Origin of the sequence: Pantoea sp. GABEPS69 (genome assembly GCF_045780835.1) — a bacterium.
GTDB classification, from domain to species: Bacteria; Pseudomonadota; Gammaproteobacteria; order Enterobacterales; family Enterobacteriaceae; genus Pantoea; species Pantoea septica.
Genome location: NZ_CP118621.1, coordinates 13,464 through 36,605 on the forward strand (window position 1 = coordinate 13,464; position 23,142 = coordinate 36,605).

Annotated in this window: 23 protein-coding genes; 12 read left to right on the top strand and 11 right to left on the bottom strand. The window is 52.5% G+C overall.

Going from position 1 to position 23,142, the window contains the following annotated elements:
- Positions 1-400: 400 nt before the first annotated feature.
- From PVE98_RS23215 to PVE98_RS23240, 6 genes are all read right to left on the bottom strand, one after another.
- Complete coding sequence (locus PVE98_RS23215) at positions 401-988, bottom strand: contact-dependent growth inhibition system immunity protein (RefSeq protein WP_069729957.1); 588 nt, start codon at positions 986-988, stop codon at positions 401-403.
- Positions 988-1,497, bottom strand: a complete 510-nt coding sequence (locus tag PVE98_RS23220) for an RNase A-like domain-containing protein (RefSeq protein ID WP_069729956.1) — start codon at positions 1,495-1,497, stop codon at positions 988-990. The genes PVE98_RS23215 and PVE98_RS23220 overlap by 1 nt, the downstream gene beginning before the upstream one ends.
- A 55-nt stretch (positions 1,498-1,552) precedes the next feature.
- Positions 1,553-2,146: a hypothetical protein gene (locus PVE98_RS23225; protein ID WP_069729955.1), complete on the bottom strand. Its 594-nt coding sequence runs from the start codon at positions 2,144-2,146 to the stop codon at positions 1,553-1,555.
- A gap of 199 nt (positions 2,147-2,345) precedes the next feature.
- Positions 2,346-2,567, bottom strand: a complete 222-nt coding sequence (locus tag PVE98_RS23230) for a hypothetical protein (protein ID WP_069729954.1) — start codon at positions 2,565-2,567, stop codon at positions 2,346-2,348.
- A 97-nt stretch (positions 2,568-2,664) separates the two neighbouring features.
- Positions 2,665-3,815, bottom strand: a protein-coding gene (locus PVE98_RS23235) for an IS3 family transposase (protein WP_087924331.1) whose coding sequence is annotated in 2 segments (ribosomal slippage) — positions 2,665-3,557 and positions 3,557-3,815 — 1,152 coding nt in all. Because the reading frame shifts where the segments join, the coding sequence is not laid out codon by codon here.
- A 531-nt stretch (positions 3,816-4,346) separates the two neighbouring features.
- Positions 4,347-5,240 carry a RepB family plasmid replication initiator protein gene (locus tag PVE98_RS23240; protein WP_069729395.1) on the bottom strand — a complete coding sequence of 298 codons (894 nt, stop codon included), beginning with the start codon at positions 5,238-5,240 and terminating at the stop codon, positions 4,347-4,349.
- A gap of 247 nt (positions 5,241-5,487) precedes the next feature.
- Here PVE98_RS23240 and PVE98_RS23245 point away from each other — a divergent pair, with 247 nt between their 5' ends.
- Positions 5,488-5,916 carry a S24 family peptidase gene (locus tag PVE98_RS23245; RefSeq protein ID WP_236566371.1) on the top strand — a complete coding sequence of 143 codons (429 nt, stop codon included), beginning with the start codon at positions 5,488-5,490 and terminating at the stop codon, positions 5,914-5,916.
- Between the two features lie 59 nt (positions 5,917-5,975).
- Positions 5,976-7,235 (top strand): translesion error-prone DNA polymerase V subunit UmuC, encoded by a 1,260-nt coding sequence (umuC, locus tag PVE98_RS23250; RefSeq protein WP_069729393.1) that lies wholly within the window; start codon positions 5,976-5,978, stop codon positions 7,233-7,235.
- Positions 7,236-7,558: 323 nt separating this feature from the next.
- Here umuC (PVE98_RS23250) and PVE98_RS23255 read toward each other — a convergent pair whose 3' ends face one another.
- The 4 genes from PVE98_RS23255 to umuD form a co-directional block, all read right to left on the bottom strand.
- The gene (locus PVE98_RS23255) at positions 7,559-7,855 is read right to left on the bottom strand and encodes a hypothetical protein (protein WP_069729392.1); all 297 of its coding nucleotides are present in this window, start codon (positions 7,853-7,855) and stop codon (positions 7,559-7,561) included.
- Complete coding sequence (locus PVE98_RS23260; protein ID WP_040126210.1) at positions 7,852-8,478, bottom strand: ParA family plasmid-partitioning AAA ATPase; 627 nt, start codon at positions 8,476-8,478, stop codon at positions 7,852-7,854. The genes PVE98_RS23255 and PVE98_RS23260 overlap by 4 nt, the downstream gene beginning before the upstream one ends.
- Before the next feature lie 449 nt (positions 8,479-8,927).
- Positions 8,928-10,199, bottom strand: a complete 1,272-nt coding sequence (gene umuC, locus PVE98_RS23265; protein WP_159222884.1) for a translesion error-prone DNA polymerase V subunit UmuC — start codon at positions 10,197-10,199, stop codon at positions 8,928-8,930.
- Position 10,200: 1 nt separating this feature from the next.
- The gene (gene umuD / locus PVE98_RS23270; protein ID WP_069729390.1) at positions 10,201-10,641 is read right to left on the bottom strand and encodes a translesion error-prone DNA polymerase V autoproteolytic subunit; all 441 of its coding nucleotides are present in this window, start codon (positions 10,639-10,641) and stop codon (positions 10,201-10,203) included.
- Positions 10,642-11,682: 1,041 nt separating this feature from the next.
- Between umuD and PVE98_RS23275 the strand changes: the two genes are divergently transcribed.
- From PVE98_RS23275 to PVE98_RS23285, 3 genes are all read left to right on the top strand, one after another.
- The gene (locus tag PVE98_RS23275; protein ID WP_069729389.1) at positions 11,683-12,231 is read left to right on the top strand and encodes a single-stranded DNA-binding protein; all 549 of its coding nucleotides are present in this window, start codon (positions 11,683-11,685) and stop codon (positions 12,229-12,231) included.
- A 149-nt stretch (positions 12,232-12,380) separates the two neighbouring features.
- Complete coding sequence (locus PVE98_RS23280) at positions 12,381-12,923, top strand: conjugation system SOS inhibitor PsiB family protein (RefSeq protein ID WP_069729388.1); 543 nt, start codon at positions 12,381-12,383, stop codon at positions 12,921-12,923.
- Between the two features lie 940 nt (positions 12,924-13,863).
- Complete coding sequence (locus PVE98_RS23285) at positions 13,864-15,297, top strand: DNA cytosine methyltransferase (protein WP_069729387.1); 1,434 nt, start codon at positions 13,864-13,866, stop codon at positions 15,295-15,297.
- A gap of 34 nt (positions 15,298-15,331) precedes the next feature.
- Here the strand turns inward: PVE98_RS23285 and PVE98_RS23290 are convergent, their stop codons facing one another.
- A complete protein-coding gene (locus tag PVE98_RS23290; RefSeq protein ID WP_069729401.1) occupies positions 15,332-16,540 on the bottom strand; it encodes a type II restriction endonuclease in 1,209 nt (402 codons plus the stop codon).
- Between the two features lie 757 nt (positions 16,541-17,297).
- Between PVE98_RS23290 and PVE98_RS23295 the strand changes: the two genes are divergently transcribed.
- From PVE98_RS23295 to PVE98_RS23325, 7 genes are all read left to right on the top strand, one after another.
- Positions 17,298-17,675, top strand: a complete 378-nt coding sequence (locus PVE98_RS23295) for a DUF5983 family protein (protein ID WP_069729386.1) — start codon at positions 17,298-17,300, stop codon at positions 17,673-17,675.
- 78 nt (positions 17,676-17,753) lie between these two features.
- Positions 17,754-17,903, top strand: coding sequence for a succinate dehydrogenase flavoprotein subunit (locus PVE98_RS23300; protein WP_122983639.1), 150 nt, complete (start codon positions 17,754-17,756; stop codon positions 17,901-17,903).
- A gap of 5 nt (positions 17,904-17,908) precedes the next feature.
- Entirely contained in the window at positions 17,909-18,268 is a 360-nt protein-coding gene (locus PVE98_RS23305) for a hypothetical protein (RefSeq protein ID WP_159222885.1), read from the top strand.
- A gap of 739 nt (positions 18,269-19,007) precedes the next feature.
- Positions 19,008-20,384 (top strand): DUF3560 domain-containing protein, encoded by a 1,377-nt coding sequence (locus tag PVE98_RS23310; protein ID WP_069729384.1) that lies wholly within the window; start codon positions 19,008-19,010, stop codon positions 20,382-20,384.
- 89 nt (positions 20,385-20,473) lie between these two features.
- Complete coding sequence (locus PVE98_RS23315; RefSeq protein WP_069729383.1) at positions 20,474-21,037, top strand: methyltransferase; 564 nt, start codon at positions 20,474-20,476, stop codon at positions 21,035-21,037.
- 605 nt (positions 21,038-21,642) lie between these two features.
- Positions 21,643-22,332: a DJ-1/PfpI family protein gene (locus tag PVE98_RS23320; protein WP_069729381.1), complete on the top strand. Its 690-nt coding sequence runs from the start codon at positions 21,643-21,645 to the stop codon at positions 22,330-22,332.
- Between the two features lie 206 nt (positions 22,333-22,538).
- A complete protein-coding gene (locus tag PVE98_RS23325; RefSeq protein WP_069729380.1) occupies positions 22,539-22,949 on the top strand; it encodes an ASCH domain-containing protein in 411 nt (136 codons plus the stop codon).
- The last annotated feature ends 193 nt before the right edge of the window (positions 22,950-23,142 follow it).

Consider the following 23,142-nt stretch of genomic DNA (forward strand, 5'->3'; position numbering starts at 1 on the left):
TACGCGATATAGGTGTCAGGAATCGGCTGCGCCGCGCTACCGACGCAGTTCTGCTTCAGAGTGATATGTAGCACCGGCTGGCGCCTACATGCGGCTGCGCGGCATACAGAAGGGGCTGATTAGGTACTACTCGCCGCCCAGAAAAGTGCGCGCTTTATGTCCACCCTGTGCCAAAACCGAATATTCTACACCTTTAACTTTATGATTAAATTCTGTGGTGCTGATCGATGGCCTTCATCCGTCGGCCGGATTTATCGAGCTTTTCCGCAGGCTGCATCTACGATAAGGCGTAGAGATAAAAGAGGACATTTTCTGTATAGGAAGAGGCGCCTTGTAACCCATTGCAGCAGCGATTAGGGCGGCAAAGATTAACCGCCTCTATACCTGCTTCCATAGCATACTAGCCGCGATTTTTTTCCGGCTTAGGCTCTCTATCAGCTTCGTTAAGCTTGCGCCTAATAGCTCGGTTTAGAACTCGCCTTTTTCTGCCATTCAACGTAATCTCATTTCCACCTTTAGCGACAGCAACCTCGACCACATCACCAATACTTACTGCGGCTTGCGTCATAACGGCACGCCCAATTTCAGCATATCCTAGCCAACGCTTGATCCCCCCTAACATACCATTGTCGCTTACTCGAATTTGATATGTCTTGCCGGGTACGATTTGATTTGCCGTGGTAACTGCCGCGATCGCGGGTTGTAATCCTAAATCATGACGCGTTCTGGCTTCGACAGTGGATAGAAATTCTTGCGGGCTACCATCATAGTCGGAATGGCGATAGCGGCGTTCAAACGCTTCGTTTATGTTGTCCTGATCTGCGTAAAAAGCTTCAATATTCTCTAAAAGCTCTTGCTTGATGTGTGCTGGCTGATGTTCAAAATAATAGGTCAGTGCTTCTGAAACGTCTTCAGTTCCAGTAACATAGGAGCCTGCTGGGCCTAAGTACCCTGACATTAGGGTATCAAGTGCTTGATATGAACTCATTATAAGTCCTCCAGAATTGGATAAGCGCTTAAAATGCCGTGGTGTAGAGGAAAAACGCCCGATTTGCATCTTAAAAAAGTTACCGATAACTGACAGGTATCAATCACTTTATTGACATCATCGCGAAGTATGATGATGCCACAGTTATATGATAGCTGATGCTTTATTGTACACATTTCTTGCTCAGGATCTAAAGCCCAATCCAACACTGTATCGAAACGGCTCGCTATGGCCTGAGTAATTGCAGCATGAGCTGTATCGCTATCGTAAAAGCTGCTGGCCTTTTTAGATGATGGCTTTATGTTCCATACATTTTGTAGTGCAGCAACTGTGGCTCCGACGTGCTTAAACAGTGTGTGTCCTCCAGGTAATGCAGGAGAATTTTTGGATTCATGCATGGACAGATTTAATGGTATAAATTTTGGAAAGTTAGCTAGAAAATCCTGCACCTTCACTGTATGAGAAACCGTCGCTGCTCTTTTTGATGCTCTAGATTTTTTCGGAGCCATATCAATTTCCTTTTGTTTGATTAAAGCTAAGCTAGGTCAAACTTCATAATAATTTTCAATTATGATAATAACTTACTGAATTTTTCAGCTTTTTTAGTTGTTCTCTACAAGCTTCCGGTATAGGGCGATCTTTGGCGATTTCGAGCGCCGAATCTAGGAGCATATTTACGCGGGGCTCAATCATTGCGCGATAACGGGGGTCAATTTCGGGCAACAGTACATTAACTACCCATGTAGGCCCTGTGACCAGCACTGAAGCCGTTTCAATCAAATCAGGACTGTAACCACGAAATTTGCGTATACCTAAAAGCATTTGACGCGCTAACTCTATGATTTTCTCATGATCGCCATTGATATAAGCCAGATAAAAACCAGTAGTTGCCGGACCTTCTATTCTAATAAATTCTCGATCTTCTTTGTTTAGCCGCGCAAAATGGCTTTCAGTGATAGTGATAGCCATAGCATTCCGAAAGCGAAGTGCTTCATTAGGACGTAGTGAGTCCATTAAATAAGCGACTGACTTTTCAAGATAGAGCCCTTCACGGCGCAATTTCGCAACCAGCCTTAAAGGTTTATTAGTGGCAATACGCCTTTCTGCCCACTCCAGAACTTCTAGCACTGCGAGTGCTTTTGTATAGTTTTCGTACATTCAATATCCTTCAAGTAGCCGTGTAAGTCGTTAATTGTTATTTAGGGCTAAGAAAACATCTAAGCCAGATTAAGACAGCATGTTCATGTGTCGTCAAAAGCTTCTGGCCGGTTGTGTACAGCTCCAACGCTTTGAAATTTCAATAAAATCCGAAACAAAAGCTCAACGCTCATTCTACTTCAAACATAAAGCATTAAGTTCAGGCTTTGTGTGCAGATAAAAATTTGTTTATCTCTTTTGCCTGCCCTACTCGGAAATCAAATACGTGCGTACAGCCCTTTGCAGACAGAACGCGATAGAGCTCGTAGATAAGATCCCGGTTAGGTCCCTCGCCAATTTCAGCCTTTTCCAGCGCCAGCGGTGAGGCGCTAATGAATACTACATGGTGCGGACAATCAAGCTGCAGTACAGCATCAATCATGCCTTGAATCTGGCTGCGCTTATAGGTCGTGTCTTCATAGTTAAAGATAAACGGCGTTTTCCGGGAGTGATCCTACCCACGTAATGTGGACACGGCCCTAAGCGAGGTTCTGGTTTTCAAATTGTTCGGGACTGAGTCCGCCACAGGCACTGTGTCGGCGCCACCGATTGTAATCACACTCGATATAATTAAACACCGTCATCCGCATGATTTCCCGGCTGATAAGGCGTTCCCCGTGGATACATTCCACCTTCAGCGAGTGGAAGAAGCTTTCCGCGCAGGCATTGTCGTAACAACATCCTTTGGCACTCATGCTACCGTGCAGATTATGCCGCTTCAGTAACGCCTGATAGTCTGCCGAACAGTACTGCCCGCCTCTGTCCGTATGCACGATGACATTTTCCGGGCGCTTACGTCGCCAGAGTGCCATCTGTAGCGCATCGCAGGCCAGCTGCGCTGTCATCCGCGACGACATCGACCAGCCGATGACAGCACGGGACCACAGGTCAATGACCACCGCCAGGTACAACCAGCCTTCGTCCGTGCGCAAGTACGTGATGTCACCCGCCCACTTCTGATTCGGGCCACTCGCGTAAAAATCCTGTTTCAGCAGATTTTCAGACACCGGCAGGCCATGTTCGCGGTATCGGACCGGGCTGAACTTCCGGGCCGCTTTTGCGCGAAGCCCCTGACGCCGCAGGCTGGCGGCAATGGTTTTGACGTTGTACTCAGGCAGTTCGTCAGCGAGACGAGGCGCACCATAACGCTGTTTTGCCTCAGTGAATGCCTGACGGACAGCAGTATCACAGACGAGCCGGAACTGCTGACGTGGTGTTATCTGCTGACGACGCAGACGCCACGCATACCAGCCGCTACGGGCGACCCGCAGTACCCGGCATATGGCTTTGACGCTGAACTCAGCCCGATGTTTTTCAATAAAGACATACTTCATTTCAGGCGCTTCGCGAAGTATGTCGCGGCCTTTTGGAGAATGGCCAGCTCCTCTGCCTGTTCCGCCAGTTGGCGCTTAAGACGGGCAATTTCAACGGACATTTCCTGCTCACGTTCGGAAGAGCTGCGGGCATTGTTAATCTTACTGCGCCATGCGTAGAGCTGGGATTCGTACAGGCTGAGTTCCCGGGCAGCGGCAGCAACACCGATACGTTCCGCAAGCTTCAGGGCTTCGTTGCGGAATTCAGGCGTGTACTGTTTGCGGGGCTTCTTACTGGTTGATGCTGGTTTTGTCATGAGTCACCTCTGGTTAAGAGTTTACTCACTTAGTCGTGTGTCCACTATTCGTGGGTAAGATCAGAGCCCTGTTCGATCAATACGCGCGCGAAGCCAAGTCGAGTATGCGGGTCACCACTACCTGTTACGTATACCTGAGCTATTTCCATTCCGGCTAAGCACTCCATACAAGTTATGTTGATTCATACCCTGAGCTGGTGAGGGTCATAAACATCGTCACTAAGCGGTCAGTTTCATAAAGGCGGTCACTTTCATAAGGGACACCACCTTCATTCAGGTACGGCGGTTACTTTCATAAACCACGCCTTAAAGGTGGTCACTTTCATAAATTTTCGCTCTCCAAAACGCCATTTGAGCGGTTTTTGTGGAACACACCGTGCCCCGTAGAGCCTGTTTTATGAAAGCACCCTACCTTACCGGCACTGATTTATGAAAGTACCCTACTCTGCGAGGAGGTCTTATGAATGTACCCTACCCGGCGCAGCAGTCGTTATGAAAGTGACCGCCCTACCGTTATTATGAAAGTAACCGCTATTTTTTGGTCGCTCTTCCAATAGCCTGAAGTTTTGGCGAACGGCTATTGATAACAAACATGATTTCCCTGCTTTTTTTGTACTCGGTAAAGTCGAGATAGCCGATTCTTACCAGGTCAGCCAGTGCTCGTCGAATAATGGCGTTCTGGTCTTTGATCTGCGATTCAAGCGCCAGACGTTCACGAAAACGCTTCATCGAGATATACAGGGAGCCGGCCGGCATACTCTCCAGATACACATACAGTGACTGTGCAGCTTCTTTGCGGGACAGCTCAGAAAGAGCTTTCAGCCCGAGCAAAACTTTATGATCGTAGCGGTAAAGCTCCCACAAACTACTGTCGCCAACGATTTCAACCTGGTCGGTTTCATGATTAAGCACTGCTCGCTGTACAAGGTGAGTTACCAACGATTTTTTGGTATTTTTTCCACGAAAAGATAGGGTTACACTTGAAAGATTAAAAAGTGAATCGTGCAATCGTGCGCGGGCCCTTCCGTTAATATCAGTAGGCTTAAGGCCACACATCCGTGCAAACTCAGAGAACGGCAGCGTGATTTTCTCACTGCTATAGCCGTACTTTGAAAAGGCAGAAATCACTCCGATCCATGTTTTAAAATCAGTGGACATGCTTAGCTTTGCCCCCTGAATTTTAATGTTGGTGTAACCTTCCTGTCTTGCCACTTCCAGACTTGATAGTTCTTCTGACGCATCAATTAGGAAGTCGCGTTTACCCTTTTCTTTGGGTGCGACAGGTGTGAAAACGCTGAGGCGAAGTAGAGCCACAGGTTGAACAGACTTGTTGCTGTTTGGTGTTAGTTCATAACTTGTGTTTGACTCTTTTTTAATGATGCAAAAAGGGCTTTCTATCTCACTGTTTTCCTGTGCTTTTTCCATTTATCCACACCGAATGAGCAAATAATATCCAGATTTATGAAAGTAACCGCCTTTGGGTTATGAAAGTAACCGCCTAATTTATGAAAGTAAACGCTTTTATTATGAAAGTAACCGCTATACTTATGAAAGTGACCGCCCAAAGTGCTCTTTTCTATTTACCTATCATCAGGTTACGGAGGCGGTGATCTTTATTGATCTTTACTTGATCTCTATATGATCTAAAAGAATTGATCTATCTACTGAATATGTGGATAAAAAATTTTCTAACTCTCTTAATTTTAAGGATATTGGAGCTGAGATGGCTTTTCAGAACCCCGCACAAAACTTTGCAGAACAGCGGCTCAATCTGGGCGATCTGGTCACACTATCTCCTCATTCTACGTTCCTTGTTCGTAGCGACAGCAGTTATCCTGAAGCAGGAATTATGCAGGGCTCAGTTCTGGCCATCGATCGCGCGATCACCCCTCAACATCGACACATCATTATCGCTGAGATTGAAGGAGAACTCGTGCTTCGCAGGCTTCTTATAAACCCCGTACCGGCGCTGCAAGAGCTCAGAGGAGATGAGACAATTACTCTGCTCGATGAAAGCCAGGAACTGCCTGTCTGGGGCGTTGTAGCCTATGCGCTTACCGATGTCGCGGGACTGGGATTCAATCATCCGCCAGATGAATGACCCAGATAAGCTATGGGGTGTATATGCTGTAATGAGCGAGAACAGCCGGGGTTTAAAAAATGTTTGCACTGGCCGATGCCAATAATTTCTACGCGTCCTGCGAAACGGTGTTTCGACCCGATTTGCGAGGTAAACCCATATGCGTAGTGTCAAATAATGATGGCTGCGTGATTGCCCGTTCTGCTGAAGCCAAGCGCATGGGTATTAAAATGGGTGCCCCACTTTTCAAAAATGAACGCTACTTTCGGGAGAATGGCGTCCATATCTTTAGCTCTAACTACGCTCTGTATGGCGACATGTCCGCCAGAATGATGGCTATCCTAGGTGAAATGGCACCAGGCCAGGAAATTTACTCGATAGATGAAAGCTTTCTGGATGTCAGCGGCATAGCCGCATATATGCCGCTTGAAGAATTTGGACGGCAGATGCGTGATCGGGTAAAGAAAGAGATCGGACTAACGATTGGCGTAGGATTTGGTCCATCCAAAACGCTGGCTAAGCTGGCAAATTTTGCTGCTAAAAAATGGATCCGAACGAATGGCATCGTTGATCTCTCCAGCCCTGACCGGCAGCGCAAGCTACTGGCGCTGGTCAGCGTGGATGATGTATGGGGCATAGGTAGCAGACTTAGCAAACGGCTGCATGCAATGAATATCAGTACGGCACTGCAACTGGCTGACAGTAATACCAGCGTCATTCGTAAAAGTTTTGACGTAATAGTCGAGCGGACAGTGCGCGAGCTTAACGGCGAATCCTGTCTGGCGCTAGAAGACGCGCCGCCAGCAAAACAGCAGATAGTGGTAAGCCGAAGTTTCGGGCAGCGCGTGACAACCATTGACGAGCTGCAGCAGGCTGTTGTCACGTATGCCACTCGCGCGGCAGAGAAATTACGTGAGCAAAGCTCCAAATGCCGACACATCACTGTCTCGGTCGCAACCGGCCGATACGGAAACGAGCCTCAGTATGCCAATGCAGCAGCGATGACTTGCGAATATCCTACCAGTGATACCCGGGATATTATCGGCTTTGCTCTGCAAGCCCTCGAACGTATATGGCGAGACGGATACAGGTATGCAAAAGCTGGCGTCACCTTGGGAGATTTTTATCAATCGGGCGTGGCCCAACTTGATATGTTCAGCCAGCAGCTGCCGCGCGCTAATGCCGATGCGCTGATGTCTGCTGTGGATCAGATAAACAGGTCCGGACTGAGTAAAGTCTGGTTCGCAGGTCAGGGCACAGATAATACTTGGCAGATGAAACGTGAAATGCTGTCTCCGCGCTACACAACCTGTCTTGCTGAAATAATGACTGTGAAATAACGTTTGTTGTTTTAGACTGTCCGGCAGATGAGAACCATTTATGGTTAAACCTGGCCATAATGGGATCACCTTCAGCGCACTTTGCTCTCCTTTCTCCATGTCTGAACGAACCCGCGCCCATCAGATAACATATCAACTTAATAAGTTGTTAATTTGACAATTAGTTAAGTTGCTGCTTTGGATATTTTTTATATTTCAATGCCTTGTAATGGTTTAATACTTAGGCCTCTACATACATATTGACTGGTCAGAACTAGACAACAATGATGATTGAATTATCTTACTATCTTACTAAGATAGTAAGATAATGTTTTTTATGATAGTTACTGCAGTTTTGCCTTCTGGATAAGTTCAGATCGCTCATTCTGGTGGAGCTTTTCGAAGGCCATAACTGCTGCCCGAACCACATCTGAACGATTAACACGATGACCTGTATTGTTCATTTCATCACGGATGCAGTTATCAATCGATTTCAGGTTTGTGTCTGCGAAAGAGATGCTTACCGGCTTGGCCTTAGTTTTAACTGTGCTGACTTTCTCCGGCACGACATTCAGGCCAGCCGTGCCGCCGTTAATAAAAGCATTTTCATCTTTTGGTGGAGTGTTCGCTCGGTTTTTCACAGGATCACCTCTTTAACCAGGGCTGCAACTTCTTCGCGAGCTTTGTCATTCTGGGTTTCAAATATTGTCAAAGACTCTGCCCAGGCGTCCCTGTGAGCTTTACGATCGCAGATACGCGACTGGGCCAGTTGCATCTGTGGATAATCAGCAAGCACTTCTGCAGCCTGATGAGCTTCGTTCACAAACATGTTGGTCGGAGCCATATTCAGAACCAGATAACCTTTGACATTTTCATTGAAATCTTTGGCTGCGGTAAAAACTTCACAGGTATGAGGCACAACATCCAAATCCATCTGTGAGGGTCGCAGTGGAGAGATAAAGACATCTGCTGACATTAAACCGCTGCGCATTTCTGCACTGTCTCGTCCTGCACAATCGGCAATGACATAATCATAGGATTTTGCATGCTCCTTGAGCATTGCCTTGATGTTACCTGTCGCGCCTGTCACTGGAATGTGAGGTAGAGATTCAGGTCGGTTGTTATACCAGGTAAGTACCGATTTTTGGTCGTCGGCATCGACAATAATGACCGATTTACCGGTTGATTTCAGACAGGCAGCAATCGAAACCGCCAGAGTGCTTTTACCGACACCGCCTTTCTGGCTGCCCAGAACGATGATCATAACAACCTCACTAGTTAATAAGTTATCTCCTTATGATAATATCAATATGTTATCTTAACAAGATAATTTTATGCTAATAACTTGTTGTTTTATAAGTGTTTAACAACATACTAATTTGTTATGTTGTTAATTTCCTTTGTGGTTATGTAAATGCGGACGCAATGCTGTATTTTCGTACGCAGCTCATAGTACTGAAGCAACTTCTGCTTCTTCTTCTCAAAGAATAAGCTTCCCTGTGATGAAGGCATTACCGTAGCAACCTGACCTGTTCAAGAGGACAGCCAGTTCTGTTAATGAAAACCATCAGTCCCAATGCACCACTAAAAAAATAAGATAATATCTTGTTATCCTAATAAGATGTGCGAGGCTGACTTGACGATATTGTTATCTTGTTAAGATAATTTCTTAATAATTTATTATTTTATCTTCTTGCTAACTCTTATCGATACTCAGCAAACTCTGGCTGTCGGGATATCACCCCAGCTCGTAGTCCAGGCAGGGGAAAGTAACTCCCGCTTCATCTTCCAGTCAGGGTCAATTCCTTTACCCGCAAAGCCTATGCTGTAGCGGCCGGAACGGTTCATGGAATCCATCAGGCTCATCAGCGCTTCACTGCCTGCGCGCGGCGCCTCATCGTCAAACAGGTTCAGCTGCGCCACACCGTTCGGCCGCAGCTCGCTGAGCATGATCCCCGCCTTCGCATACCGAAAGCCCGGGCGCCAGATAGCGTCCAGAGAGTTTACCGCTGCCTCGATGATGTTGCGCGTGTCCTGCGTGCACACCCTCAGTTTCACAAACGCTGTGTTACCGTAGCCGGGCTGCCCGGTATCAAAAGGCGACGTGCGGATGAAAACGGAAACGTGGTGACAGAACTGGCGATCTTCACGCAGCTTCTCCGCCACGCGTTCAGCGTACGCGCAGACGGACTGACGCATCGCGTCATATTCCGTGATGCGCTCGCCGAAGCTGCGGCTCACGACAATCTGTTGTTTGGGCGGGGGCGCATCCTCCATCGGGATGCAGGATTCACCGTTGAGCTCGCGTACCGTTCGCTCCAGTACCACACCGAAATTCTTGCGGATGAAAGAAGGGGAGGTGCGTGCCAGGTCAAGCGCCGTTGTCACGCCGAGCAGCTGCAGGCGTTTTTCAAGCCGGGAACCTACGCCCCAGAGTGCACCCACGGGCTGGCGTGAAAGTAGCGTCTCTGTCCGCCTGGGGTTGCCCGGCGTGAGCGCCAGCACCCCGCGAAACTGCGGCCACTCCTTTCCGGCCCACTGCGCTGACTTCGCCAGCGTCTTCGTCGGCCCCAGGCCGACGCCGACGGTCAGCCCGGTGCAGGTTTTAACATGGTTGCGGATCATGCGGCCAAAATCCTCATAGGGCATGGCCATTTCCATGCCGCGACAGTCGCAGAACCCCTCATCCACTGAATATACCTCCAGACGCGGCACAACTTCCTCGATGCAGGACATCACCCTGGTGCTCATTGAGTGGTATAGGGCGTAATTGCTTGAAAAGATATGGATTTTCTCAGGGAAATGCTGATTCTTTATCTTGAACCACGGATCGCCCATTTTCACGTACTTTTTGGCTTCCTTACTGCGCGCGATAACGCAGCCGTCGTTGTTAGACAGGATGGCCACCGGCGCATTTTTCAGGTCGGGCCGGAATACCTTCTCCGCGCTGGCGTAAAAGCTGTTTACGTCAATCAGGCCAAACATGTCAGTTCCTCTTGCGGGGGGTATGCACGAAGTGCGCCACTACGCCGAAGATCTCAAGCGTGTCCGGGTCTGGAATGATAACGGGATAGGCGGGATTCATGGGCTGCAGAACGGGCCCCTTCGGTGTAAGCAAAAGGCGCTTTACCGTGAATTCGTCGTAAAGCTCGGCGATAACCACGTCGTTGTGCTCCGGCGTCAGGGAGCGATCGACAATAAGCAGGTCGCCGTCGTACAGGCCAATGTCCTGCATGCTGTTGCCCTGCGCGCGCAGGAAAAAGGTGCTTGCCCGGTGGGCTATAAGATATTCGTTTAAATCAAGCTCCTGTTCCGCGTAGTCCTGACAGGGTGAGGGAAACCCGCAGGGCACACGTTCCAGGAAAAGAGGCCTGAAGCTGGGCGGCGGATTGTCCGCCGGGTGCATCAACTCAAAGGCGTTAAACATAGCTAAAATCCCTATTAAAGCGCTGTATGTATTTACAGTATTATTGGCTGGCTTCCTGATACGCGCAAGAAGTCGCTTGATCCTCATCGTCGGGAAGAAAATACAGCCATTGATTTATAAAGATTTACAGCGAAACGACAGCTCATAAATTAACCGTTTGTTTGCATGCACCATCGGGAAAGGGCTGCAGATGTTTATCCACAGCTTTACGCGCGGGATGTGCAGGGAAGATGTGGATAAGGGCCCCCTTCGGCTCCCCTGAACGGGTCGTCAGCCCCATTCAGCTAACCGGCAGAGCCGGTAAGCTTCACCGGACCGCGCGACGCGTTCCGGGCCTGCCGGCTGGGGTCTAAGGGCTGAAGGCAAAGCGTGCTGGCGGTCGTCTGAAAAGACCATTGCAGGGTTTTTAAGCGAAGCCTGTTGTGTATGATTAATGTTCATTTTCAGGGAGCTGTCGCATAAGGAGTATGTCTTGAAACCCTTTCAACCCGCCTTTCTCATTCTCATCTGTATTTGCCCGGCGCGCGTGCGCCGGGAGGCTGCCGGCTGAACTGCTGCCGGCAGTACCGCATAAAACCCGGACCAGACACATACACGGCAGGGCAGGGGCTGCAGCCAGCCCACAGGCTGGCGCGAACCGCGACGGCCTGAATCCGCCGTCGCTCTGAGGCGCAACGCCGTTTCGCTGCCGCTCAGCCGCCGTTGCCGCTGCATCGTGCTGTGCTTTTCCGCCGGACTTCACCGGTTTAAGTCCTTTCGCCGGGGCTGAGACAAGCACAGGCGCCGTGGTCCTCCAGGGTGAAGTGAACGCCGGGAAAATTTATTTCCGGCCACTGCGCCAGACCGGAAATAAATGTCCCCGTCGCCCTGGACGCCTGCCGTCACCCGCGCTGGTTTACGCCCTCGCGGCGAAGGATCTCAAACGGGTGAAGTGAATACCGGAGGAAAAAACCAGCCGATTTCCACAAAACGTCAACACCGCGGCTCCCGAAACTCAACGGGTGACGTGGTTTAAAACCCAACTGCATGAGGAGAACGAACATGGCTTCACGGGGCGTCAACAAGGTCATTCTGGTCGGCAATCTGGGGCAGGGACCCGAGATGCGCTACATGCCAAACGGCGGCGCCGTCGCAAACATCACGCTGGCGACGTCGGAAAGCTGGCGCGACAAGCAGACCGGCGAGAGCAAAGAGGTCACGGAGTGGCATCGCGTGGTGCTGTTCGGAAAGCTCGCGGAGGTGGCCGGGAAGTACCTGCGGAAAGGTTCGCAGGTCTACATCGAGGGCCAGCTGCGCACGCGTAAATGGCAGGGCTCGGATGGACAGGACAAATACACCACGGAAGTCGTGGTGAACGTTGGCGGCACCATGCAGATGCTGGGCGGGCGTGGCAGTGGCGCCGGCGGACAGACCGGACAGCAGTTCAGCGGGCAGCAAAACGCTCAGCCTCAGCAGCCGCCTGCAGCAAAAGGTAACGGCGGCAAAGGCGGTAAGGGCGGTCGCAGCGCGGATCAGCCGCAGCCGGAACCTCAGGCACCGCCGCAGGGTAATTATCCGCCGGCAGATTTTGACGACGACATCCCGTTCTGAATGACGCGGCTTTGCTCACGCGAGGCAGCGAATCAGGTGAAAACAGCAGGTAAACGAAGCAGAAATGCGGCCGGAACGGCCGGGATGGTTGCCCTGGCGGAGCTGTCACTCCGCGCAGGGCATGACAATCAAATTATGAGGAACTCGATATGTCAGCGACTCAGTCTAAAGAAAAAATTCGTAACGGCAAGACCTCCGCGTATTACGGCCGCCAGCGCGGCGGCTACCGCAGCTGCTGCGGTAGCGAACTGACACGCGATGAAAGCGTGACACTGCAACGTCTTAAGGCATTCACGCCGGGCGACTTTGAGGCCTACAGCGCGCGCGGTGAGGCGTTTCGCCGGCGGCTGTGCGGGACCGTACTGAATGCCCTGCAGCTCAGTAATGCCTGGCTTACTGACTGCGAATGCCGGGGAGAGTGGGGCGGGGTGTTCCCGGTTCATCTCCGCCTGACGCACCGAAAAAATCCGCTCGTCACGCTCGACATCCTGAGCCCGGGCAGCGAGTCGCCGTTCTGGCACGGGCTTATCTGGATAAATCCCGATCACACAGGGCTGTACGTTCTGAACACCGAACAGTTTGAGCCGGAAAGCATCGGCCGGCTGCTGACGCGCATTGAAGAGATGGTCTCAGCGGGCATTACGCCAGCGGAAATCGTGGCGGTACTGGGCAGAAAAGGAGCGCGCGTATGAATACCGTCATGATAGTACCTGCAGCGCCTCCCCTTTATCCGCAGCGGCACAGGGTCTGCAGGCTGCACAATGTATTTTCACGCCCTGCGCAGTCTGTAGCCCAGGCGAGGATGGCAGCAAGAAAGGATAACGCATGCCCCCCTGTACTCACGTTGCTGAGCCTGCCTGAGAATACCGGGCGGCCCGCTTCTGTAGCGTCAGAACGACGAATTTCACTGGCAATGATGCACCAGGCTGAAGCGCTGGAAAGACTTATCTGTGAGGCCGAAACGGCGCTGGCCAGCCAGTCAGTTCGCACATACCGGCAATGGTACTCGCACTGGCGGCGTCGTGGTGTACGGGTGAACGATCTGCTGGATATGACGTGGGTGTGGCGCCAGAGTGCCCGGACTGATTGAGAATAGAGAGCATTCTGTCAGTCAACTGTGCGCCTGCATGAAGACAGAATATCTCGACCGGTCAGACCTGTTAATGTTTTAGGCTGTGGCGCCGATAGTGTTCAAATCCTTCACCAGGGATACACATTGATGGCAAATCCGTTTTGACGATGCTTCACGGCATCGTCTTTTTTTTGCATTTCAAAAAGAACCCGCCTGAGCGGGTTTTAAACGGATTACAGCCCCGGGGGGATGGGGCGAGGGAGATAAGGATTATTTCTCCCTGTGAGGGTCAGAAACATCTTAGCGAAGTTAATGTGTTGCGTCGTGAATAAACCCGCTACTGAGGGATAATTAGGAATAACTCGCATAGCTGGAAAAGGCATGGTCACGGCTTAATTTTCACTGTGTCTGGCTGCCCTCTGCAAAGTGTTATCTGAGACCAGACCATTGAGTGTTCATCAGGCGTTCTGACATGACACTGTTTAAATATCCAGATTAATTCTTTCCCTCTGGGTCATATGAGTGATAGAGTTTCACCCATAAGACCCATTGGAGGCAATATGTCTGAATTTGAATTACTGGCACAGGATCTGCTTGAAAAAGCAGCCGTGGAAGAACAACTACGTCAGGAAAACGACAAAAAGCTCATCGGGCAGGTACTGGAAATCTATGACCAGAAATACGTAGCAGAGCTGCTCAGAAAAGTCGGTAAAAATGAGTGGAGTCGCGAGACGCTTAATCGCTGGATAAATGGTAAGTGCCCGCCAAAGTCGCTGACGTCAGCAGAAGAAGCGCTTCTGCGAAAAATGCTGCCGGAAGCGCCTGCGCATCACCCGGACTATGCCTTCCGGTTTATTGACCTGTTTGCCGGCATTGGCGGTATACGAAAAGGGTTTGAGGCCATCGGCGGTCAGTGCGTGTTTACCAGCGAATGGAATAAAGAGGCTGTGCGCACGTATAAAGCCAACTGGTTTAACGATGAGCAGGCGCACACGTTTAATCTCGACATTCGGGAGGTGACGCTCAGTGACAAACCTGACGTACCCGAAACCGATGCTTATGCCTACATTGACGAGCACGTGCCGGATCATGATGTACTTCTGGCCGGTTTCCCGTGTCAGCCGTTTAGCCTGGCTGGCGTAAGCAAGAAAAATTCACTCGGCCGGGCGCACGGTTTCGAATGTGAAGCGCAGGGAACGCTTTTCTTTGATGTCGCGCGCATTATCCGCGCCAAAAAGCCGGCTGTCTTTGTGCTGGAAAACGTCAAAAACCTGAAGAGCCATGACAAGGGTAAAACCTTTAAAGTCATTATGGAGACCCTGGACGAGCTGGGTTATGAAGTGGCGGATGCGGCTGACATGGGCAAAAGCGATCCGAAAGTCATCGACGGAAAGCATTTCCTGCCTCAGCACCGTGAACGCATCGTGCTGGTCGGTTTCCGTCGCGATTTGAATATTCATCAGGGTTTTACCCTGCGGGACGTCAGTCGTTTTTATCCGGAACAGCGACCGTCATTTGGCGAGCTGCTGGAGCCCGTGGTTGACAGCAAATATATCCTGACGCCGAAGCTCTGGGAGTATCTCTACAATTACGCCAAAAAGCACGCTGCTAAGGGGAACGGCTTCGGTTTTGGTCTGGTCAACCCTGAAAACAGGGAAAGCGTTGCCCGTACGCTTTCGGCCCGCTATCACAAAGACGGTTCTGAAATTCTGATTGATCGCGGCTGGGATATGGCTACGGGTGAAACAGATTTCGCGAATGAAGAAAATCAGGCGCATCGTCCACGCAGGCTGACGCCGCGTGAGTGCGCGCGCCTCATGGGCTTCGAGAAGCCCGACGGAAAACCTTTCCGTATTCCGGTATCGGACACGCAGTCTTACCGTCAGTTCGGGAACTCCGTAGTGGTTCCTGTGTTTGAAGCGGTTGCGAGACTGCTGGAACCTTACATCCTGAAAGCCGTTTCTGCCGATGCTGAGAAGGCAGAAAACATCTGAGTGCGTCTCCCGGCAGGGTATGCCGGGAGATTATTCAGGGAAGATCGGCGTAAAGCCCTGTCAACTCGGCAATAAAGGCGCCCAGCGTCATTAATTCTGCCCTTACCGCTTCCGGGTATTTTTTATGTAAGGACGACGGCACGACCAGCCTGACCCCTTCCGCCTGCATTTCCCTGTACTGCGCCTGTGACACCCCTTCCTGCAGCGTAAACAGGTGAACCGGAGAAATTCTGTGGGCTTCATTCAGTATCTGGCGCCAGCGGTCTTTACAGGTGGTTTTGACGGCCAGCATGCGCAGATTGTCTGCAGGGAACTCAGCGTCGTGATAAGCCTCGGCGGAGGGGAACAAAAAGTCGGGCTTTTTGTTCCCCTCTGTGACTGCCTGCGTAGCGAAATGCCGTAGCCCGTGCTCTATGAAAAGATGCTCCAGATGCAGCTCCAGTGACTTACCGGCCCGGGACTTACGGCGATTACTGACGGAGTTGGCCAGTGCAATGAATTCATCCACGGAGCCAAATCCTTTGCGGATGATGTCCAGAACGTGGAGTTCCTCAACCAGCAGAAAGATGTCGTACTCGACGCGCCGGCGGTCAACAAGCTGCTCATCCGGATCGTGTGAATTTTTCACGTAATGCCCGGCGGCATACTCAATGATTTCACTTCCTGACGGGAAGCGTTGCTGCCAGTCCGCCGGGATAACGTATTTATGATTAACGGTCGCCTGCTGCAGAGACAGGCCGCCCAGAATGCGATCGGCAGGCCCGGATATTAGCGTGCCGGGGAACACTTCACCGATAGCGGTCTCGATAACGTCCTCTTCGTCCGGGCTGACGCAGACCCAGATGTCTGCAGCCGTACTGTCCCCGCCGCGCTCATCAAGCCTGAAGGCCAGAATCGTCAGGGCCCCGGTGTTTTCAGGGTCCTGAAGCGGGCTGCCTCTTCCCCAGCGTGTGATACGTTTCTCATTCCGGGTTTTGCCAAAGTGACGGCTGTTGTAATAAATCGCCCGGGCCTCGCTGTCCGGACAGTCATGAGATGACACATGTGTGGTGAGAAAGACCGAAGGGTTAAGGTCGCGGGTGTGGTTTATAGACGGAAAGAGCTTTTCAACAATACCGGAAGGGATATAAAGCCCGACCTGATGGCTCCGGGTGGCGCCGGTGTCATTAGCGGAAAGACGTTTGATATAAAGAAAGTAATTTCCGCCTGCAATCTGAAGTAACCAGTTATGAAAAGCCGACATACACGTCCCTCTGTTGTCCTGAAATTCAGTTCGCCATTTTTTCATAGTCAGACAAAAGCAGCCAGTAAGGCTTACCTGACAATCACAGTGAAACTTAATATGAACCTCAGCACACTTTCTGCCGCTAATTTCTGAACAGACGCCTCTCGCCAGAAACGGGTGGCTCTGTGGACCAGGTAAAACCGGTGCTGACGCCCCGGTTATCTTCCGTCGCCTGTGCTTTCTCTCTCCGGGACGCTGTCTCCCGGCCTTCTCTTTATGCTTCCAGCTGCTGTACTGCAGAATATTTTCCGGCTTTTGGTTGATGAAGGTTAACAGCATGAACAGCCTGATGGCCCCCTTCGGCTCCCCGGCGCTGCCGGGTCGTCACCCCCACTGCGCTAACCGGCAGAGCCGGTAAGCTCCGCCGGACCGCGTTGCGTTCCGGGCCTGCAGGCTAGGGTCTGATGGCTTTAACAGACAACTGCTGCAGCGGGCCTGCGCCCGCGCCTTCACCGCGCCGGCATACTTCCGCCGCCGCTTTCATGTCGTCACGCCTTAACGGCGCGCCGGGCATGTGCATTCCCTTTCTGTACTGTTGGTCATCTCTCACCGGCTCTCTCGCGAAGGGCCGGGTTTCGCAACGTCGTCCGGAAAAAGCAAGGCTGAAGTGTACGGCTTCGCCGGCCCTGCTTTGTCCGATCGCCGTCGCGTGCACGCCCTTTGCCGCGAAAGGTCCCGACGAGAGATGAGTTAACCAACCTAAAGGAGAATCGGAATGCACACACAGAACGTCAACACCGCCGCTCAGGAACCCTCGGAAAGATGGGGGGAAGGGCAGGCAGCCACCAGCATCGAAAAATGCCTGATATTGAGCACCGCGCACATGTCCCTGGAAGACAGCGATCGGATTTACTGGCTCTCACGTCGTTCAGAGAAAGGGGACGAGGCGTGGATGTGGATACACGATACCGGCTATGGGCACCTTATATGTCTCGACATGAACGGAGACAGGCTCCGGTGGCTGCGTAATCAGGGTATTTCAGAAAGCCTCTGTTACCTGCTGGAGACGGTCTCACGGCTGTCCGGCACGCGCATGTTCCATTTCGACCGCGACGCAGACATCCAGCCGGGTTTTGTAACTTACGACTGGTAAAACACGCCAGTCATGCAGTCAGAAGCACCGGCGCGGCAGCAAACGCGCCGGTTAAAGCAGAAGCGAAGGAGTTAACTGATGCGTTACAGTAAGAAAGTTGAAGCGCAGGCGCAGCGTTTTGCGCAGGCTTACCGCGAGGGCAGACCTGCCAGCATGCAGGCGATGCGGTTCAGTGACTGGCCATGCTTTATGGCCACGGTCAGAAAATTACAGGGAGGTCAGGCATGAAAGGTATGAGTAATGCATTTCCGGTATCGCAGGGTGAGATTGTGCGCGTGCTGGGCCCGTGCTGTCACATAACGCTGAACACGGGCGCCGAGGCGTTTTACATTAACGGGCAGTTCATCACTGACGCCTGCCCGGGCGAAGGAGCACCCTGGTTGCTGAACCTCGCGCGCAGCATTGCAGCGGCCTCTGGCCATACGCTGCGCTGCTATGTGGTGTCAGAGCCTGATGACGAAGAGTGGGCATGGAATGACGTGGTCGATCAGCTGGCGATACGCGCCCGCGTGGATGCTGCACCGCTCTTTACGCCCGCCGGCCCGGAAGCTCCCAGAGGGCTGATAGCCAGGCTGCTGAGCTTCCGTCCGTAAGTAATTAAACACAGGCAGGCCCGCGCCTGCCTGAATCGGCTTTCGTCCTGATCCGCATGAACGCGCTGCCGGCATCGCATAAAACCCCGGCGGCCCTGCGGGCCGGAAGTAACCGGTGCTGACGCACCGGTCACCTCCCTTCGCCTGCGCTTTCTCTCTCCGGGATGCTGTCTCCCGGTCTTCTCTCCATGCTTCCTGCTGCTCTCGGTTCTGCTGTGCTGCAGCTGCTTCTCCGGTTTCCTGTATCTGAAGGTCAACGGCATTAACAGCCTGATGGCCCCCTCCGGCTCCCCGGCGTTGCCGGGTCGTCGAGCCCTACTCCGCTAACCGGCAAAGCCGGTAAGCTCCGCCGAACCCCTGCGGGTTCCGGGCCTGTCGGCTAGGGTCTGATGGCGAACGGCAAGGTCAACCCCTGCAGCCGGCTGTGCCGGCGCGCTCACTGGCCACAAAAGGACGTGGCCGCTGCGGACCGGACCGGCACCGGGGTGTGCCGTTCCGGGGCTGTGCCCTGTTCATCCTTCCGCGTTGTGTTTCGTTTCCCGGGTCCCTTCGCCGTGCAGAAACCTGGCACCCGGGCGTCTTCACGCAAGGGTCGCGCGCTAAACGGCGGCACCCGGTCCCTTCGGGCTGCGGCTTTGCCGTTTCCCCCTGCGTTCAGCCTGATGCCCGGTCGCCCGTTCTGCCCCCACGGCGACGGAACTCGGAGAAACATCACATGCAACCACACGGGAGAAACAACATGTCACAGCAGAACGTCAACACCACGGCTCCAGAATCTAAAGAATCATCTTTTTTTAACTGCGAAAACTACCGCGCAACGTATTCGCCGGATGACAACAAGCTGCGTCTGTACCCACTGCACCGCCTCGATGAGGAGACGTATAAGCGCGTCAAGGATGCAGGCTTTAAGTATGCGCCGCGTCAGGCGCTCTTTGTGGCGCCAATGTGGACGCCCGATCGCGAAGATCTGCTGATTGAGCTGGCCGGCGAAATTGAGGATGAAGATCAGTCGCTCTTTGACCGGCAGGAGGAGCGCGCGGAACGGTTTGAAGAGTACAGCGAAAAGCGCGCCGCCGAGTCAGGGCAGGCGCTGGCCGCCGTAGACAGCCTGGCTTCGGCCATTCCCTTCGGGCAGCCGATTCTCGTCGGACACCACAGCGAGCGCCGCGCCCGTAAGCACGCGCAGAAAATTGAAAACGGCATGCGCCGCGCGGTCAGCCTGTTTGAAACGTCTGAATACTGGGAGCGCCGGGCAGAGGCGTCACTGCGTCACGCAGCTTACAAGGAGCGCCCGGACGTGCGCTGGCGCCGGATTAAAAAGATTGAGGCCGATCTGCGTAAGGCTGAGCGCCGGCTTCAGGACGTGCAGAAATTTATTAAACTCTGGTCGTCCGCGAACCTTGACCGGGCAATGGCCCTTGTTATTGCAGGCGTCGATCACCTTCACTGCTGCTTTACCCTGGAGAAGTACCCGCGCCCGCCGGAGAAAAGCCAGTATGAAGGCAGCCGCAGCATCTGGTCAGCCCTCGACGACGACATTATTACCGCCGAACAGGCCCGGGACATCTGCATTCCGTGCCATGAACGCACCATCGCGCGCTTGAGCCGCTGGACCGCGCACTACCGCAACCGCATCGCCTACGAGCGCGCCATGCTGGACGAACACGGCGGCGTGCTGGCCTCAGATACCGAAATGGTGCCGGGCGGCCAGGTTAAAAGCCGCGGGGAGTGGCTGACCATCATCCGCGTAAACCGCAGCGGCGGAAAAATCAGCTCGCTGGTGACGCCTGAGTATTCATTTATGTCACGGGGAAACGGTGCCGTCATCACCATCACGCCCGATCGCATTACGGAATATAAAGCGCCCAGCGCAGAGGAAGCAAAAACGGCGAAGGCGGCCGCGAAGCGCCCGCCGATTGTGAACTATCCGGGCGAAGGTTTCGAGCAGATGACTAAGGAGCAGTGGAGCAAAAAGCACGCCGATTTTAAACAGGTGAAGGGCATAGCGGCCGGCGACGATCACAAGGCCTACCGCATCCGCCGTGTGATGTCCACGGGCTACACCCTGTCGCCGGTGTATATCACCGACATGAAAACGGTTGAGGTTCCGCGCTGACAAATCAGGCTCCCCGGCTCGCCCGGGGTTTTATGTATATACAGATGAATATACAAAGTGCCGGCGTTGCCGGCACGGGAGAACGAAAAATGCGTACCGAACTCAGCGCGCGAATCGCGCAGATGCAGCAGAAACTCAGCGGCCTGCAGCCCGCTACCCGGGTGCATGCAGATACACAGCTGTTTGTTTCGTCCGATCTGGTGTGCCGGAAGCTTGTCACCCTGGCCGACATCCGGCCGGGTAGTAGGGTGCTGGAGCCGAGCGCCGGGACCGGCGCCATTGTCCGCGCGGTGCTTGCGGCCGTGCCGGAGGTAATATGCCAGTGCGTAGAAATGAACGCGGCGCTGGCTGAACATCTCAGCGCGACGTTTCCTGAAGTGGCCGTGACCTGCGCGGACTTTCTGAGCTGCGCCCCGCAGCCCGTTTATGACCGGATTATCATGAATCCGCCTTTTCGCCACGGCGATGATCTGAAGCACATCCGGCACGCGCTGAAAATGCTGGCGCCGGGCGGTAACCTGGTGGCGGTCTGCGCAAACGGTCCGCGTCAGCAGCGGGAATTTAAGGATATTGCGACGCATCAGGAGGCGCTGCCGCGCGGGACGTTTGCTTATACGGACGTTTCAACAATGATTGTCCGCATTGATGCCTGATCGCCTGCCTTACCGGCTTCGCGCCAGCGGGGCCGGATTAGTGTCGCCAGCCGGGTCCGCAAACGTCAACGGCGGCTGATAACGGCTGCGGCGGCTGCGCCGCCACGGCGGTTACTCTCCCTTCGCCTGCGCTTTCTCTCTCCGGGATGCTGTCTCACGGCCTTCTCTCTCTGCTTCCTGCTGCTGTTAATCCCTGCGCTGCGCTGCAGCTGCTCCTTCGGTTTCCTGTCCATAAAGGTCAACGGCATAAACAGCCTGATGGCCCCCTCCGGCTCCCCGGCGTTGCCGGGTCGTCGAGCCCCACTGCGCTAACCGGCAGAGCCGGTAAGCTCCGCCGGACCGCGGTGCGTTCCGGGCCTGACGGCTAGGGTCTGATGGCAACGGCAAGGTTAGAATCAGAAGCTTGATGAACGTCTGCTATGAGCGAGGAGCGGACGTTTTACCATTAGTCATTTTGGTTCGGGCTGGTAATAAATTTTTTAACGCTACTGAAATACAGCTGGATTAAGCATTGTCTTCATTAGGCGCACTTCTATTCGCTAAACAAATGGTTGCCTTTGCTGAAGGAAAAGACAGTATATCCTTTTAAGTTAAAGGGATTTTTTATGAGTAATTCTTCATGCACATCCATCGGGCTGCTCCTGTTTCCGGCTCTTACTCAGCTTGATCTTACCGGCCCTTATGAAGTTTTCGTAAGAGCGCCAAATACCAAGGTTCATCTCATCTGGAAAAACCTGGACCTCGTGGTTTCTGATCGTGGTATGGCTATACAGCCAACAACCACATTCAACGCATGTCCCGAACTGGATGTAATTTGTGTCCCGGGTGGTCCAGGGCAGATAAACCTGATGGAGGACGAAGAAGTTCTTTCGTTTATCCGTACTCAAAGTAAACAAGCAAAGCTTGTGACTTCGGTATGCACTGGGTCGCTTGTTTTGGGCGCAGCAGGGCTTCTGAGGGGATACAAAGCAACTACACACTGGGCTTCTCTGGATCAGCTAGCTTTGTTAGGTGCAGAGCCAGTAAGTGAGCGCGTAGTTCGTGATCGCAACCGTATAACTGGCGCAGGTGTGACTTCAGGTATAGATTTTGCTCTCAACGTCGTGTCAGAAATGTACGGTAGTGATATCGCTCAGAATATTCAGCTGCATATGGAATACGACCCCGCACCTCCCTTTACCTGTGGCTCACCCCGTACAGCATCTGAGGAACAGCTAAAAAAAGCACAGGAACAGGCTGCGCCATTTATTGAAAAGAGGCGGCAGGCTACTTTGAAAGCAGCAACCAGACTTTAGAAATAAGGACATAGCGGAAGAAGGTTATTTCCCTCTTCATTTTTCAACGTCCGCTTCTGGCACAAAGCGGACTGACGTCAGGCTAATGTCCGCTATGAGCGAAGAGCGGACGAAGTAGCAGAGGGAAAGCATCAATGTTAATGTCCGGAAAGTTCATGTTAAAACTCTGTATGACATTTGTCATCGACGATTAAAAAGGGCTGTTAATGGCTACAGTTGAGGTATTAAAAGTAAAGTATCCAGGCGCAGATGCCTGGCAAATGGGTGACAGTCCGGAACTGGCTAGCAAGCTTGCTGACCTGATTAAAAGAGGGATCAAAACGGCCTCCTGCGGATCTCTTACCTCTTACCAGCAGGAAGAGCCTGCCCCGAAGATTGGGAGCTATAATATCATCCTTGATGGCCAGAACGTCCCGGCCTGCGTAACCAGACTGATTTCAATGCAACTGGTGCGTTTTTGTGATGTTACTGAGGAGTTTGCCCGCAAAGAAGGTGAAGGCGATTTAAGCCTTGAATACTGGCAGAAAGAGCATCAGAGGTTTTTCACCTGCACGGGACATTTTTCTGACGATATGGAGCTGATCGCAGAAGAATTCGAGGTAATTGAGGTGTTGTAAGATAAAATAAACGTTCTGGCGTTTGAAACCCTGCCATTTATAACAACGTCCGCTCCTGGCACAAAGCGGACGTTGTGCAGGCCAATGTCCGCTATGAGCGAAAAGCAGACGCTGGCCTTTCACGCTATCAAACCACAGGAGATCTGATGTTCAGCAAGAAAAAAGCGCCTCTCTGATATGACAGAAAAGCGCT

Coding starts and splice junctions, on each gene's coding strand:
- PVE98_RS23220 (WP_069729956.1), bottom strand. CDS start 1,497: ATGGCTCCGAAAAAATCTAGAGCATCAAAAAGAGCAGCGACGGTTTCT.
- PVE98_RS23230 (WP_069729954.1), bottom strand. CDS start 2,567: ATGATTGATGCTGTACTGCAGCTTGATTGTCCGCACCATGTAGTATTC.
- PVE98_RS23275 (WP_069729389.1), top strand. CDS start 11,683: ATGGCTTCACGGGGCGTCAACAAGGTCATTCTGGTCGGCAATCTGGGG.
- PVE98_RS23215 (WP_069729957.1), bottom strand. CDS start 988: ATGAGTTCATATCAAGCACTTGATACCCTAATGTCAGGGTACTTAGGC.
- PVE98_RS23225 (WP_069729955.1), bottom strand. CDS start 2,146: ATGTACGAAAACTATACAAAAGCACTCGCAGTGCTAGAAGTTCTGGAG.
- PVE98_RS23315 (WP_069729383.1), top strand. CDS start 20,474: ATGCGTACCGAACTCAGCGCGCGAATCGCGCAGATGCAGCAGAAACTC.
- PVE98_RS23325 (WP_069729380.1), top strand. CDS start 22,539: ATGGCTACAGTTGAGGTATTAAAAGTAAAGTATCCAGGCGCAGATGCC.
- PVE98_RS23305 (WP_159222885.1), top strand. CDS start 17,909: ATGAGTAATGCATTTCCGGTATCGCAGGGTGAGATTGTGCGCGTGCTG.
- PVE98_RS23290 (WP_069729401.1), bottom strand. CDS start 16,540: ATGTCGGCTTTTCATAACTGGTTACTTCAGATTGCAGGCGGAAATTAC.
- PVE98_RS23280 (WP_069729388.1), top strand. CDS start 12,381: ATGTCAGCGACTCAGTCTAAAGAAAAAATTCGTAACGGCAAGACCTCC.
- PVE98_RS23310 (WP_069729384.1), top strand. CDS start 19,008: ATGTCACAGCAGAACGTCAACACCACGGCTCCAGAATCTAAAGAATCA.
- PVE98_RS23260 (WP_040126210.1), bottom strand. CDS start 8,478: ATGATCATCGTTCTGGGCAGCCAGAAAGGCGGTGTCGGTAAAAGCACT.
- PVE98_RS23300 (WP_122983639.1), top strand. CDS start 17,754: ATGCGTTACAGTAAGAAAGTTGAAGCGCAGGCGCAGCGTTTTGCGCAG.
- umuC (WP_069729393.1), top strand. CDS start 5,976: ATGTTTGCACTGGCCGATGCCAATAATTTCTACGCGTCCTGCGAAACG.
- umuD (WP_069729390.1), bottom strand. CDS start 10,641: ATGTTTAACGCCTTTGAGTTGATGCACCCGGCGGACAATCCGCCGCCC.
- PVE98_RS23295 (WP_069729386.1), top strand. CDS start 17,298: ATGCACACACAGAACGTCAACACCGCCGCTCAGGAACCCTCGGAAAGA.
- PVE98_RS23240 (WP_069729395.1), bottom strand. CDS start 5,240: ATGGAAAAAGCACAGGAAAACAGTGAGATAGAAAGCCCTTTTTGCATC.
- umuC (WP_159222884.1), bottom strand. CDS start 10,199: ATGTTTGGCCTGATTGACGTAAACAGCTTTTACGCCAGCGCGGAGAAG.
- PVE98_RS23320 (WP_069729381.1), top strand. CDS start 21,643: ATGAGTAATTCTTCATGCACATCCATCGGGCTGCTCCTGTTTCCGGCT.
- PVE98_RS23285 (WP_069729387.1), top strand. CDS start 13,864: ATGTCTGAATTTGAATTACTGGCACAGGATCTGCTTGAAAAAGCAGCC.